Origin of the sequence: Hymenobacter miniatus, from assembly GCF_016427455.1 — a bacterium.
Taxonomy (GTDB): Bacteria; Bacteroidota; Bacteroidia; order Cytophagales; family Hymenobacteraceae; genus Hymenobacter; species Hymenobacter armeniacus.
In genome coordinates this window covers 104,342-117,537 of record NZ_JAELXR010000006.1, presented here as the reverse complement: position 1 = coordinate 117,537, position 13,196 = coordinate 104,342, and the positions used below count along the sequence as shown (strand labels likewise).

Genomic DNA, 13,196 nt, shown 5'->3' with positions numbered 1-13,196 from the left:
AACCTAGTAAAGTTAGGACGAGTTAATGATAAAATGATGATTTTATCAAAGTTTAGTAATACTGGAGACCAACAAGGAAAAACTTTGCCGCCGAAAGCTGGCAGCGCTATATTGGCTGCTGAACCGTATGTCCGGTGTAGCACTACTGGTCTGGTAGATGACTAACGGCCAGTTGGCTGTAGGTGTGGGCTGTAACATTTAGGGCTGTGTCAAAAAATATCCTTGGCACTTAATGCTCAGAGCCTCCTCTGCCCGGTGCACATAAAAAAAGGCCCCGCCGGAGTGGCGGGGCCTGCTAGAAAAATAACGCGGCGAGGGCCGCTGCGAAGCGGTTATTTAAAGGGAACGGCCGTGCCGCTTTCCTTCACCATGCTGTTGCCGCTGAGGTCGCGCACGATGTTGGCGCGCAGCGTGAGTTTGGCGTCGCCGCTCACGTCGTTTGAGGCGATGGTCACCACGTCGCTCACCTGGCCCAGCTGGCGCTGGCTGTAGAGCAGCTCCACCACGGCGCTCTGGCCCGGCGCGATGGGCTTGGGCGAGGCCTTGTAGCCCACGCAGTAGCAGCCCGAGGTGAGGGGGCCGAGCACCAGCTCGGTTTTACCGGTGTTCTTCACCACAATGCGGGCGGTGGGCTGCTGGCCGGCCTCCATCTTGCCGAAGTCGTGGCTGGTTTGGGCCAGCACCAGGTGGGGCGAGGCCGCCAGCTGGGCCGGCGTCAGCATGGGCTTCATCTGGTCTTTAGTGAGCACCGTGCCCTTGATGCTGAGCACCTTGCTGGGCTCGGCGGCGTTGCTGGTCACGGTCACGGTTTTGTTGAACACGCCGGGGCGGCCCGCGCTGCTGTACATGGCCTTGATGATGCCGGTTTTGCCGGGCATCACCGGGGTTTTGGTCCAGTCGGGGGTGGTGCAGCCGCAGCTGGCCTGCACGTTGGCAATCACCACGGGCTGGTTACCGGTGTTTTTGAACTTGAACTCGTGGGTGGCCATGGTGCCTTCGGGCACGTTGCCAAAGTCGTGGTTGTCGGTTTCGAACTGCATCACGCCCTGGGCGTGGGCGACGCCGGCCAGGGCCAGCAGGCAAATCGTAAGAAGTTTTTTCATCACGCAACGAGTAGGGGGCGTGCGCCGGCCGCCAACGCGGGGGCGCCCCGATAAATAAAAGATAACCGCGGCAAGGCGTTTGGGCTTGCTGTTAAAAACAAACCAATGGGCCAGGCCTTTGCAGCCCAAATATACGCCCAAACCCCGCGCACCACCTAGCCGGCCCCAATTCCGTATTTTTGCGGGCCGGCCCCAACCGGTACGTCCTCCTATCCCCAGAATTCCCACCTCTCCGTTCCCTTTGCTTATGTCCGCCGCCGAAACCGCCCTGCCCGCGCTAGCCACCTCCCTCACCAAGGCTGATTTTCTCACCGATTACCGCCTGGCTTGGGAAAGCCGGCACGCCTCGCTGGCCGGCCGCAAGGAGGTCTTCATGGGCAAGGCCAAGTTTGGCATCTTCGGCGATGGCAAGGAAGTGCCGCAGCTGGCCATGGCCCGCGCCTTCCAAAACGGCGACTTCCGCGCCGGCTACTACCGCGACCAGACCTTTATGGTGGCCATCGGCCAGCTCACCTGGGAGCAGTACTTCGCCCAGCTCTACGCCAACCCCGACGCCGAAGCCGAGCCCGCCACCGCCGGCCGCGCCATGAACGGCCACTTCGCCACCCGCATGCTGGACGAAGACGGCAACCTGCGCGACCTCACCAACACCAAGAATTCCTCGGCCGACATTTCGCCCACCGGCGGCCAGATGCCGCGCCTGCTGGGCCTGGCTTACGCATCCAAGCTGTTCCGCCAAAACCCCGAGCTGCACCAGTTCACGCAGCTCTCCACCAACGGCAACGAAGTTGCCTTCGGCACCATCGGCAACGCCAGCACTTCGGAGGGCATGTTTTTCGAGGCCCTGAACGCCGCCGGCGTGCTGCAGGTGCCCATGCTGATGAGCGTGTGGGATGACCACTACGGCATCTCGGTACCCGCCGAGTACCAGACCACCAAGCAGAGCATTTCGGCCATCATGGCCGGCCTGCAGCGCGACGGCGAAGGGGAGCCCGGCTTCGAGATTTACGTGGTGCGCGGCTGGGATTACGCCGGCCTGGTGGATACCTACCAGCGCGCCGCCGCCGTGTGCCGCGAGCAGCACGTGCCCGTGCTGGTGCACGTCACGGAGCTCACCCAGCCGCAGGGCCACAGCACCAGCGGCTCGCACGAGCGCTACAAGAGCAAGGACCGCCTGAGCTGGGAAGAAGCCCACGACTGCCTGCACAAGCTGCGCGAGTGGCTGCTGGCCGAGGGGCACGCCACCGAGCTGGAGCTGGACGACATCGAAAAGACCGCCGCCGCCACCATCAAAACGGCGCGTACCGCTGCCTGGGCCGCCTTCTTCGACCCCATTAAGGCCGAGCGCGACGAGGCCGTGGCCCTGCTGAACAAGCTGGTGGCCGACTACGGCACCGAAAACAGCATGCACGACTTGGTGGAGCAGCTGAAAACCAACCCCACGCCCATCCGGGCCGACATTGTGCGCACGCTGCGCCGCGCCCTGCGGCAGGTGCGCACCGAAAAGCGCAGCGCCGGCCGCCGCGCCATTCAGCGCCACCTGGAGCATCTGCTGGCCGAAAACGCCGACCGCTACAATTCCAACCTGTTCAGCCAGAGCGAGCTGGCCGTGGGCAACATTGAGGAAGTGCCCGCCACCTTCGCGCCCGGCGCCCCGCAGGTTGACGGCCGCGAAGTGCTGCAGGCTTGCTTCGACGCCAACTTCCAGCGCGACCCGCTCATTTTCGCCATTGGCGAGGACGTGGGCAAGATTGGCGACGTGAACCAGGCCTTTGCGGGCTTGCAGGAGAAATTTGGCGAGTTGCGCATCACCGATACCGGCATTCGGGAGTGCACCATTATTGGGCAGGGCATTGGCGCCGCCCTGCGCGGCCTGCGCCCCATCACCGAAATTCAGTACCTCGACTACCTGCTCTACGCCATCCAGATTCTGAGCGACGACCTGGCCTGCCTGCAGTACCGCACCAAAGGCGGCCAGAAAGCCCCGCTGATTGTACGCACGCGTGGCCACCGCCTGGAGGGCATCTGGCACTCCGGCTCGCCCATGCAGATGATTCTGGGCAGCATCCGGGGCATGCACGTGTGCGTGCCGCGCAACATGACGCAGGCCGCCGGCTTCTACAATACCTTGCTGCGCAGCGACGAGCCCGCCCTCGTGATTGAGTGCCTGAACGGCTACCGCCTGAAGGAAACCATTCCTTCGAACGTGGGCGAATTCACGCTGCCGCTGGGCCGCCCCGAGGTGCTGCAAGCCGGCACCGACGTGACGGTGGTCACTTATGGCTCGATGTGCCGCATCGTGATGGACGCCGCCAAGCAGTTGGCCGAAGTGGGCATTTCCGTCGAAGTCATCGACGTGCAAACCCTGCTGCCCTTCGACACCGACCACCTCATTGCCGACAGCCTGCAGAAAACCAACCGCGTGGTGTTTGCCGACGAGGACGTGCCCGGCGGCGCCACCGCCTTCATGATGCAGCACGTGCTGGACGAGCAGGGCGCCTACCGCTTCCTCGACTCGCAGCCGCGCTGCCTGGCCGCGCAAGCCCACCGCCCGGCCTACAGCTCCGACGGCGACTACTTCAGCAAGCCCAACGTCGAAGATGTGTTCGACACGGTGTACGAGCTGATGAGCGAGGCCGCCCCCGAGAAATTTCCGGATATCTACTAAGCAACTGCCCCGGTTCAATAGCGCAGCCATCGGACCGGGGCGCAAGCGTAACAAAAGAAAAACGCTGGGCTAGCGGCCCAGCGTTATTTCGGAAGTGGTGATGACGTTGCTCTGGTGCAAGGCCCGGTCCATGATGCTGATTTCAAACTTCAGCACGTCGCCAGGAAAAAAAGGTGCGCCGTCGATGTTAATGGGCAGCTTGTAGTTGAGCGTGCCTTTGAGGGGGGCCGGACGTCCGTCGGTGTCGTCAAGGCGCAGGAAACGGCCGTCGTACTCGCCGGCCACCCCGCCCGCGTTAATGAACTTGACAAAAATGCCGTTCACCTTTTTGTAGGGCTGAATGAAGTAATTGTAGCTGTAGCCGCGGTTGTTGGGGCCGCCACTCGTGGCGTTCCAGGGCGCTACTTTGATGTCTTCGTCGGAAAGCCCTAGGTCGCCGTCGCCGTCGCGAAAATCGAGCGCAAATTTCAGCGTGTCGATTTCGGTTTGGCCCGCCGGCTTATTGCGCACCATGGTCAGCGAGTTGAAGTCGATGGAAGGCGTCTCTGGATATTCGGGTGCGTTTAGGCAGCTGCTGAGGGACAGCCCCACCAGGCAAACAGCGACAGCGGCAAGGGTACGAAGCGGGTTCATAAAGGCAGGAAATGACTAGACAGCAACACAACGGCGGAATCGCCGCCAAAGTACGTTTTTCCCAACGATTTGCCGGGCTGCTTGGTTCGGTCTGCGTTGCCAACCGCGTTTCCCGCTCATGAGTTTCCGCACTGAATTTTTACAGGCCCTGCCCACGCTCACCGCCTCGTCGTTCGAAGAAGCTGCGCTGGCCCTGTTCCGGCACCAGGCCGTGCACTGCCCGCCCTACGCCGAGTACCTGCAGCAGCTGGGCCGCAACCCCGCCGTGGTAGCCCAGCTGGCCGATATCCCCTTCCTGCCCATCGAATTTTTCAAAACCCACGAGGTGCGGACCGAGCCCGCCCAGTGGGAGGCCCAGGAATTGTTTCTCAGCAGCGGCACTACCCTGCAGCAGCGCAGCCGCCACCTCGTGCGCGACCCCGATTTATATCGCGAAAACGCGGCCCGCATCTTCGAGCAATACTACGGCCCGCTCTCGGGCTGGATTTTTCTGGCCCTGCTGCCGTCGTACCTGGAGCAGGGCAATTCCTCACTGGTGGCCATGGTTGACTATTTCGCCCGGCAATCGGGACAGGCCCAGCCGGCGTTTTTCCTGCACGACCACGCCGCCCTGCGCGCCGCCCTGGCCGAAGCCAAGCAAGTGCCCGGCCGCCGCGTCATGCTCATCGGTGTGAGCTACGCCCTGCTCGATTTTGCCGCCGAGACTGGCCCCGCGCCGGAGCTGCAAGGCCTCACCGTGCTCGAAACCGGCGGCATGAAGGGCCGGCGCCGCGAGATGATTCGAGAGGAATTGCACGCCGAATTGCAGCAGGCTTTTGGCCCGACGGGCATTCATTCCGAATACGGCATGACGGAGCTGCTCAGCCAGGCCTACTCGCTGGGCGACGGCCGTTTCCATTGCCCCGCGCCGCTGCGCGTGCTTCTGCGCGACCCGTCGGACCCGTTTTCGATTGGCGGTAGAAGGGACGGCGCCATCAACGTGATTGACCTAGCCAATATTGATTCCTGCGCTTTTATCGAGACGAAGGATTTGGCGCGGATGCACGAAGATGGCAGCTTTGAGGTGCTGGGCCGGATGGATAATTCGGACGTGCGCGGGTGCAATCAGATGGTGTGAATGCCGAGCTGAGGTGGTTATAACTTTCAGGATAGTATTTATATATTTAGACTTAAGGATAAATATGGGCAGTATTCCATCAACCTTCTAGCTTGTTTAAGTTGCTATGAAACAGTCATTAGTTCTAATGCTGTTACTCTTTGGTGCTGGCTTGCGCTCAAATGCGCAGGCTCCCATGAGTGCTGAGCAGTCGAAAGTCAATCAAGCCGTCACTAAGTTTTTTGATGGACTTGCGGCCCTGGATACCAAAACGATGAAGCAATACATCACAACAGATTTTCTGTTACTGGAAGACGGTGCCGTTTGGAACATTGATACTTTGGTTAACAAGATAAAGCCATTAAAGGCAACTGGTTATACGAGAGTCAACCACTTGAATTTCTTTCGTACCGACGTTAAAGGAAATACTGCGTGGGTAGCGTATGACAATGCTGCCGAGATGAGTGCAGGCGAGCGGAAAAGGAGCCGCCAGTGGCTTGAAAGTGCAGTGCTGGTGAAAGAGGGTAAAGACTGGAAAATACAATTGCTCCATTCCACCTCATCAAAGCCCAAAGCGCCCTAGCAACAGAAAAGCGGCGGCAGTACCATGTGGTACTGCCGCCGCTTTTCTGTTGCTAGGGCGCCGGTGCCTATTCTTACTTTCCCGCAAACGCCTTCGCGTCATCGGCCGAAATAGTATCGTCGCTCATAATGACGAGGCGCTCCACCACGTTGCGTAACTCGCGGATGTTGCCACGCCAGTCGAGGCCCTGGAGGTACTCCAAGGCGGCGGGGTCGATTTTCTTGGGCTTGTTGCCGTAGTCGGCGGCGATGTCGTTGAGGAATTTTTGGATGAGCTCGGGGATGTCTTCGCGGCGGTCGTTGAGGGCCGGGACCTTGATGACGATGACCGAGAGGCGGTGGTAGAGGTCTTCGCGGAAGTTCTTGTCGGCAATTTCCTGCAGTAGGTCCTTGTTGGTGGCGGCGAGCACGCGCACGTTCACCGAGATTTCCTTTTCACCGCCCACTCGGGTGATTTTGTTTTCTTGCAGCGCGCGCAGCACCTTGGCCTGGGCCGAGAGGCTCATGTCGCCGATTTCGTCGAGGAAGAGCGTGCCGCCGTCGGCCTGCTCGAACTTGCCGATGCGCTGCTTCACGGCCGAGGTGAAAGAGCCTTTTTCGTGGCCGAACAGCTCGCTTTCAATCAGCTCCGACGGAATGGCGGCGCAGTTGACTTCCACCATGGGGCCCTGGGCGCGGTTGCTTTGCTCGTGCAGCTGGCGGGCCACCATCTCCTTGCCGGCGCCGTTGGGGCCGGTGATGAGCACGCGGGCATCGGTAGGGGCCACTTTTTCGATGGCTTTGCGCACGGCGCCGAGGGCGGCCGAGGAGCCCACCATTTCGGAGCCTTTCGTGACGGAGAGCTTCTTTTTCAGCGTCTTGGTTTCGCTCACCAGCTTGGTGCGGTCGAGGGCGTTGCGCACCGTCACGAGCAGGCGGTTGAGGTCGGGGGGCTTGGGCAGGAAGTCGTAGGCGCCTTTCTTGGTGGCTTCCACGGCCGTGTCGATGCTGCCGTGGGCCGACACCATGATGAACGCGGCGTCGGTGCCCATGGCCTGGGCGCGGGTGAGGACTTCGAGGCCGTCCATTTTGGGCATGCGGATGTCGCAGAGCACCACGTCGTACTTCTGCTGAATGAGCATGTCGAGCCCGGCGGGGCCGTCTTCGGCCTGGTCGACCTGGTAGCTTTCAAATTCCAAAATCTCCTTCAGCGTGTTGCGGATGGCTTTTTCGTCGTCGATGATGAGGATGCGGGGCATGCGGGATGGAATACGATGGAATGCAAATGGAGAGGGGCGAAGGTAACGAAAAGCGGCGGTGGGAGTTTAAGGCAGGATATTGAACCAAGTAGAGACGCAACATTTTGCGTCTCGTCGTTGCCGATGTTGTTTATTTGAACGGCACGGTCTGGCTCGTTCAGTGTTACCGTTCCACGACGAGACGCAAGATGTTGCGTCTCTACTTCGCCCTATTCAACCAACATTTCCATCCATGAACAATAACTTCACCCGTCCGCTGCTGCTGGCGGCGGCTCTGGCCAGCAGCTTCGGCCTCTACTCCCTCACCAGCCGACCCACCGTGGCCCCCGACCCCAACAACGCCGGCCTCAAGCTCCCGGCCGGCTTCGGCGCGCTGGTAGTGGCCGAAACCGGCGGCCGGGCCCGGCACATTGCCGTGACGCCCCAGGGCAACATCTACGTGAAGCTGAACCGGCCCAAAGACGGCAAAGGCATCCTCGAATTGAAGCCCGCCGCGACGGGCAAGGCCACGGTGACGGGTGGTTTCGGCGGATACGGCGGCACCGGCATTGCCGTGAAAGACGGCTACCTCTACGCCTCGTCCGACGAAGACGTGTACCGCTACAAGCTGGACGCGAAAGGGGAGGTAACCAACCCCACGCAGCCCGAAAAAATAGTGAGCGGCCTCATCAACCGCCGTCAGCACGAGAGCAAATCCATTGCCCTCGACAACGCCGGCAACCTTTACGTCAACATCGGCGCCTACTCCAACTCCTGTCAAATCAAAGACCGGCAGAAAGGCTCCCTGGGCCAGCAAAACTGCCCGATTCTGGATTCGGCGGGCGGCATCTGGCAGTTCCGGGCCGACAAGCTGAACCAGGGCTATGGCAGCGGCAGCCGCTACGCCACGGGCCTGCGCAACGTGGTGGGCCTCGACTGGAACGCGCAGGCCAACCAGCTTTTCGTGATGCAGCACGGCCGCGACCAGCTGCACGACATCTTCCCGGAGATGTACGACACGAAACAGTCGGCCGAGTTGCCTGCTGAGTGCCTCTACGCCCTTACCAAAGGCGCCAACGCCGGCTGGCCCTTCCTGTACTACGACCCTATTCAAAAGAAGAAAATGCTGGCCCCCGAGTATGGCGGCGACGGCAAGAAGGAAGCCGACCCCAAGTACCTGGAGCCCGCCGCGGCCTACCCCGCCCACACGGCGCCCAACGCGCTGTTGTTCTACACCGGCACCATGTTTCCGGAAAAGTATCGCAACGGCGCGTTCATCGCCTTCCACGGCTCCTGGAACCGCGCCCCTGAGCCGCAGAAGGGCTACTACGTGGTGTTCCAACCCTTTAAAAACGGTAAGCCGAGCGGCCCGTGGGAAGTGTTTGCCGACAACTTCGCCGGCTCGCCGGAAAAGGTGGCGTCCGGCCGCGCCGACCACAAGCCCTGCGGCCTGGCCCAGGGCCCCGATGGCTCGCTCTACGTGAGCGACGACAAGGCCGGGACCATCTACCGCATCGTGTACAACAAGAAATAAGCCCGCTCGTGAAGAAATTAGTTGTTCTGCTGTCGCTGCTGGCCGTGGCGGCCGGCCCCGCCGCCGCCCAGAAAAAAACGCCCGTGAAAGCCCCCGCCAAAAAAGCCGTGGGCGTGCCCGCCGCCGTGCTGGCCCAGGGCAAGTCGGTGTACGTGCAAAACTGCCTCAGCTGCCACCAGGCCGACGGCCTGGGCGTGGACGGCCTGAACCCGCCGCTGGCCAATACCGACTACGTGCTGGGCGACAAAACCCGCCTCACCAAAGTGCTGCTCAACGGCCTGCAGGGCGTCGACATCAACGGCGAGCCTTACAACAACGTGATGCCCGCCCAGGAGTCGCTGACCGACGCCCAGATTGCGGCGGTGCTCACCTACGTCCGCAACTCCTTCGGCAACAAAGCCAGCGCCTTGAGCGCGGCCGAGGTGAAGGCTATTCGGGCCGCTAACAAGAAATAAGCGCGAAAAAAGGCCGTCATGCAGCGCGCAGCGCAGCATGACGGCCAATGAATAAAAAAGGCTCTTCCCGTGCGGGAAGAGCCTTTTTTGATGGGAGGTGATGAGTCTGTAAGCCGGGTTCTGTCCGCTGCCGAAGCAGCTGCCCCACCATTTATCTAGGCCAGTCCTTGCGGAAAGGCTCCATCAACCTACCCGCTGGCGCCGGACGAGCCGCCCGGTGCCGGTGCCGCCCGAAGGCCGCGCCGGCGTGCCAGCTTATTTGGTCTTTCAACCCCTGAGGTTTACCCAGCCGGGACGGTCACCCGCCCGCTGGTGCGCTCTTACCGCACCTTTTCACCCTTACCGGCCGCCCGAGGGCGACGTAGGCGGTAATTTTCTGTGGCACTCGCTGTCCTGGCTTGCGCCAGTCCTTCCCGTTAGGAAGCAAGGTGCTCTGCGTTGCCCGGACTTTCCTCGTCGCCCGAAAGCGCCGCGGTGGGGCGACCCATCACTGCGGGCAAAGGTAAGGGACAAGTCAGCAAGGCAACTAATGATACGCCTGAAGCCCCAGAAGCGCGGAGACACTCATGTTAGCAGGAGCAAAAAAATAGTAAGCACACAAGAAAGGAAATGTCATACTTACTGCCAGAAACAAGGAATGTGCTAACGCGAGATTAAATGGCCTGTGGTTATTTCCCTCGGGGCGTAGTAGGGTATCACCCAAAAAGTAAGGTACAATAACCGAAAACAATAAGTAAACAAAGGGTGGCCCGAATGCATAAATACTGCCCGTAATCTTCCACATTGCCATGGGCCAAATGATACCAAACACAGCCATCACAGTCCCCAGCAAAACGGTCACCCAACTAAGCTGCGAATATTTGCTAATGGCATAAACAGATTTACACCAAACGAACACGCAAGGCAAAAGGACAATAAGGAAAAGCAGGCCCATCGGAGATATTATTTACTTTCCCTCCCACACATTGTCCTTGGGGTAACTATCCGGCACCAGCGTGCTGCCCAGCGTCACGCGCGTCACGGGTTGCTTGGTGGCTACGGGCACGGTGACGGAGGTGGCGCCCGTTTCCCAAACGGCTATGCTGCGGTGGATTTTCTGGGTCGTGTTGTCGGCGAAGGTCACGGTGAGGTCGACGGGGACGGGCTTGCTGCCTTTGGCTTGCACCTGGACATCGTAGCCGGTGCCGGTTTTAGTCACGCCGGCGATGGCCAGGTCGGGGTAGCCGGCGTCGAAGAACCAGCGCTGCCAGAACCAGTTCAGGTTGCGGCCCGCACCGGTGTTCATGCTGTTGAAGAAGTCGTAGGGCATGGGGTGCTTGCCGTTCCACTGGCGGATGTAGGTGTGCAGGGCCTGCGTGAACAGCTCGTCGCCGAGCAGGTCCTTCACATACAAATAGCCCATGCCGGGCTTGGGATAGGAGTTGAGGAAGAACGGCAGGCCCGTTTGCTGGGTGCTGAGCGTGACCACGGGCAGGTCGTTTTCGGTGGCGGCGCTGCTGGCGTAGCGGGCCACGCCGTAGTCGTCGTCGAGCTTGGGGTCGATGAGGCTCGAAATCAGCCACTCGCCGATGGTGGCCCAGCCCTCGTCCATCCAGCCGTACTTCGTTTCGTTGATGCCCATGTAGAAAGGGAACATCGTGTGGAAGATTTCGTGGTCGGTGAGGGTGATGGCGTCCTCGCGGGTTTCGGTGGGGTTGTCGTTCACCATCATGGGGTACTCCATCTGGTCGAGGCCGTCAAACACCGTTTCGTGCGCGTAGGGGAAGGGCCACTTGGGGAAGGTATAGCTCATGGCCTCCACTGTTTTGCGGCTGAACTGAATGACCTCCTCGTAGTCTTTGTGCTTGGGATTGTACACGGCATCGACGCGGGTGCGGCGCTTGGTGGCCGGGTCTACCACGAGGCTGGTCGATTGCCACACGTAATGGTCGGCGGTAGCAAACACGAAGTCCGTCACGTTGCGGGCCTCGAAGCGCCAGGTGTTCTGCGGGTTTTGGGCGGTGATGTCGCGGCGCTGGGCATCTTCGGCCGAGATGACGAAGGCCACGGCGTCTTTCTGTTCCGCATCGCGCAGGCGCTGGGCGTACTTTTTGGCAAGCACTTGGTCGGTGTTTTTCAAATCGCCGGTGGCCCACACCACGAAGTTTTTGGGCACGGTGATGGCGGCTTTGAAATTGCAGAAGTCGTTGTAGAACTCCTGGTCGCCGGTGTAGGGCACGCGGTTCCAGCCATCGATGTCATCATAAACAGCAATGCGCGGGAAGAAATAAGCCACAAAGTCAGCCCCCGGCTCAATCTCGCCGGTGCGCTGATGCGAGCCTTTGTTGAGGACGTAGGAGTACGTGGCCTTCACCGTGGCCGACTGCCGTGCCCCGATGGCCCGGCGAAGCGGCACGGCCATGTTGGTGGCTTCGATGGCCAGCTTGGCCACGTTGAATACCTCGCCGTTGATGGTGAGGGCGGTGATTTTCATGCCCTCGCCCACGTCGGCCGGCGAGAAGGGGCGGCTGCGGGGCGCCCCTTTCTGGTAAATGTTGGGGTAGAGCTTGAACCAGACCTGCCGCAGCGAGTCGGGGCTGTTGTTCTGGTACTTGATGTCGACGGTGCCGCTCACGCGCCGCGTGGTGGGGTCGAAGCTGACGGTCAGGTCGTAGTCGGCGGTGTTTTGCCAGTAGTTGGGGCCGGGCTGGCCGCTTTCGGCGCGGGTGCCTTTGGCGTAGGTGGCCTGCAGGTTGCGCGGGATGGGCAGGGGCTGCTGGGCCAGGGCGGGCAGGGAGAGGAGCAGCAGGTAAAGAAAACGCATGGGACGCCGTTGATTTTGCGGGTAAAGGACAAAGAACGGTGCGGGAAGGGCACCGTTGCCTGCCGTCCGGCAAAATCCCCTGAATCAGGCCCGCACCAGTCCGGCGGGCGTGAGCACCTGCTCGCCGTGCCAGCGGTAAGCCACCAGCTCGCCGCCCTTGGCCACGCTATAGTCGAGGCACACGGAGTGCGGCGTCAGAATCCGGGGCTCGCCGCGCAGCCAGTAGTGGCCGAAGAACACGGGCGTTTCGTCCTGGTAGTAGCCGGCGTGGGGCAGGGCGGCCACGTCCACGGGCTGGTCGGCCAGGGCGTCGATGGGTTCGAGGTAGTAGTCGTGGTAGGTGGAGGCGGCCGGGTCGCGCCACCACGCGGTGCGCACCATGGTGCGGCGGTGGCCGTCTTTGTCGAAGAAATGGTGGTCGCCGGGCAGTTTGGTTTCGTGGCCTTTCAGCGTCACTTCAATGGCCTTGAATTCGGGCGAGCCGACGCGGCTGGCCCGGAGCAGAAAGTCCGGCGTCAGGTGGGAATCGGGCAGTTCCTGCCGCAGGTACGCAATGAAGCGGGCGTCCCAGCAGGCGTGCACCACGCGCAGCCCCGGCCGCTCCAGAAACAGCGGCAGCGTGCGAAACCACGCCAGGTAGCCGCGCCACTCCGCAAACTGCTCCTTGCTGCTGAACTCCTTGATGGTTTCCAGGTGCTGCAGAATGTGATTAGGCCAATGCGGCCGGAGGTGGCCCCCGTCGGGGGCGAAGGCCCAAAACGCGAGGGCGTTGTATTCGTGGTTGCCCATCACGGCCAGGGCCGTGCCGGCGTCCACCATGCCGCGCACCACCTGCAGCGTCTCGCGGATGTGCGGCCCCCGGTCGATGAAATCGCCCAAAAAAATGACCTGGCGCCCCGCCGGGTGGCGATAAATGCCCTGCGCATCGGGAGCGTATTCCAGTTTTTTCAGCAGCCGATGCAGCTCGGCCGCGTGGCCGTGGATATCGCCAATGAGGTCGTACATGGTAGGAAAGGGATTTGAAAGAAATTAGAACGTCATGCAGAGCGCCAGCGAAGCATCTCGCGCGCAGAAGTAATTATCTACTCTTGCGCGCGAGATGCTT

The 13,196-nt window shown here is 61.2% G+C and carries 10 protein-coding genes and 1 other RNA gene; 5 read left to right on the top strand and 6 right to left on the bottom strand.

What is annotated here, in order from left to right:
• Positions 1-332: 332 nt before the first annotated feature.
• Positions 333-1,103 (bottom strand): DUF1573 domain-containing protein, encoded by a 771-nt coding sequence (locus tag JAO73_RS11260; protein ID WP_198977139.1) that lies wholly within the window; start codon positions 1,101-1,103, stop codon positions 333-335.
• A gap of 247 nt (positions 1,104-1,350) precedes the next feature.
• On the opposite strand from JAO73_RS11260, the gene JAO73_RS11255 reads away from it, so the two are divergent.
• The gene (locus JAO73_RS11255) at positions 1,351-3,771 is read left to right on the top strand and encodes an alpha-ketoacid dehydrogenase subunit alpha/beta (protein ID WP_198977138.1); all 2,421 of its coding nucleotides are present in this window, start codon (positions 1,351-1,353) and stop codon (positions 3,769-3,771) included.
• A 69-nt stretch (positions 3,772-3,840) separates the two neighbouring features.
• On the opposite strand, the gene JAO73_RS11250 is transcribed toward JAO73_RS11255, so the two are convergent.
• The gene (locus JAO73_RS11250) at positions 3,841-4,404 is read right to left on the bottom strand and encodes a hypothetical protein (protein WP_198977137.1); all 564 of its coding nucleotides are present in this window, start codon (positions 4,402-4,404) and stop codon (positions 3,841-3,843) included.
• Positions 4,405-4,522: 118 nt separating this feature from the next.
• On the opposite strand from JAO73_RS11250, the gene JAO73_RS11245 reads away from it, so the two are divergent.
• Positions 4,523-5,521: a long-chain-fatty-acid--protein ligase gene (locus JAO73_RS11245; protein WP_198977136.1), complete on the top strand. Its 999-nt coding sequence runs from the start codon at positions 4,523-4,525 to the stop codon at positions 5,519-5,521.
• 106 nt (positions 5,522-5,627) lie between these two features.
• Positions 5,628-6,083, top strand: coding sequence for a nuclear transport factor 2 family protein (locus JAO73_RS11240; protein ID WP_198977135.1), 456 nt, complete (start codon positions 5,628-5,630; stop codon positions 6,081-6,083).
• 73 nt (positions 6,084-6,156) lie between these two features.
• Here JAO73_RS11240 and JAO73_RS11235 read toward each other — a convergent pair whose 3' ends face one another.
• A complete protein-coding gene (locus JAO73_RS11235; protein WP_190924526.1) occupies positions 6,157-7,320 on the bottom strand; it encodes a sigma-54-dependent transcriptional regulator in 1,164 nt (387 codons plus the stop codon).
• A 232-nt stretch (positions 7,321-7,552) separates the two neighbouring features.
• On the opposite strand from JAO73_RS11235, the gene JAO73_RS11230 reads away from it, so the two are divergent.
• Positions 7,553-8,833, top strand: a complete 1,281-nt coding sequence (locus JAO73_RS11230; protein ID WP_190924528.1) for a PQQ-dependent sugar dehydrogenase — start codon at positions 7,553-7,555, stop codon at positions 8,831-8,833.
• Positions 8,834-8,841: 8 nt separating this feature from the next.
• On the top strand, positions 8,842-9,288 hold the full coding sequence (locus tag JAO73_RS11225; protein WP_317191221.1) for a c-type cytochrome: 447 nt from the start codon (positions 8,842-8,844) through the stop codon (positions 9,286-9,288).
• Positions 9,289-9,381: 93 nt separating this feature from the next.
• On the opposite strand, the gene rnpB is transcribed toward JAO73_RS11225, so the two are convergent.
• From rnpB to JAO73_RS11210, 3 genes are all read right to left on the bottom strand, one after another.
• Positions 9,382-9,779: RNase P RNA component class A (gene rnpB / locus JAO73_RS11220), an RNA gene on the bottom strand.
• 455 nt (positions 9,780-10,234) lie between these two features.
• Positions 10,235-12,091: a M1 family metallopeptidase gene (locus JAO73_RS11215; RefSeq protein WP_198977134.1), complete on the bottom strand. Its 1,857-nt coding sequence runs from the start codon at positions 12,089-12,091 to the stop codon at positions 10,235-10,237.
• Between the two features lie 84 nt (positions 12,092-12,175).
• Positions 12,176-13,096: a metallophosphoesterase gene (locus tag JAO73_RS11210; protein ID WP_198977133.1), complete on the bottom strand. Its 921-nt coding sequence runs from the start codon at positions 13,094-13,096 to the stop codon at positions 12,176-12,178.
• Positions 13,097-13,196 lie beyond the last annotated feature (100 nt).

Coding starts and splice junctions, on each gene's coding strand:
- JAO73_RS11260 (WP_198977139.1), bottom strand. CDS start 1,103: ATGAAAAAACTTCTTACGATTTGCCTGCTGGCCCTGGCCGGCGTCGCC.
- JAO73_RS11255 (WP_198977138.1), top strand. CDS start 1,351: ATGTCCGCCGCCGAAACCGCCCTGCCCGCGCTAGCCACCTCCCTCACC.
- JAO73_RS11250 (WP_198977137.1), bottom strand. CDS start 4,404: ATGAACCCGCTTCGTACCCTTGCCGCTGTCGCTGTTTGCCTGGTGGGG.
- JAO73_RS11245 (WP_198977136.1), top strand. CDS start 4,523: ATGAGTTTCCGCACTGAATTTTTACAGGCCCTGCCCACGCTCACCGCC.
- JAO73_RS11240 (WP_198977135.1), top strand. CDS start 5,628: ATGAAACAGTCATTAGTTCTAATGCTGTTACTCTTTGGTGCTGGCTTG.
- JAO73_RS11235 (WP_190924526.1), bottom strand. CDS start 7,320: ATGCCCCGCATCCTCATCATCGACGACGAAAAAGCCATCCGCAACACG.
- JAO73_RS11230 (WP_190924528.1), top strand. CDS start 7,553: ATGAACAATAACTTCACCCGTCCGCTGCTGCTGGCGGCGGCTCTGGCC.
- JAO73_RS11215 (WP_198977134.1), bottom strand. CDS start 12,091: ATGCGTTTTCTTTACCTGCTGCTCCTCTCCCTGCCCGCCCTGGCCCAG.
- JAO73_RS11210 (WP_198977133.1), bottom strand. CDS start 13,096: ATGTACGACCTCATTGGCGATATCCACGGCCACGCGGCCGAGCTGCAT.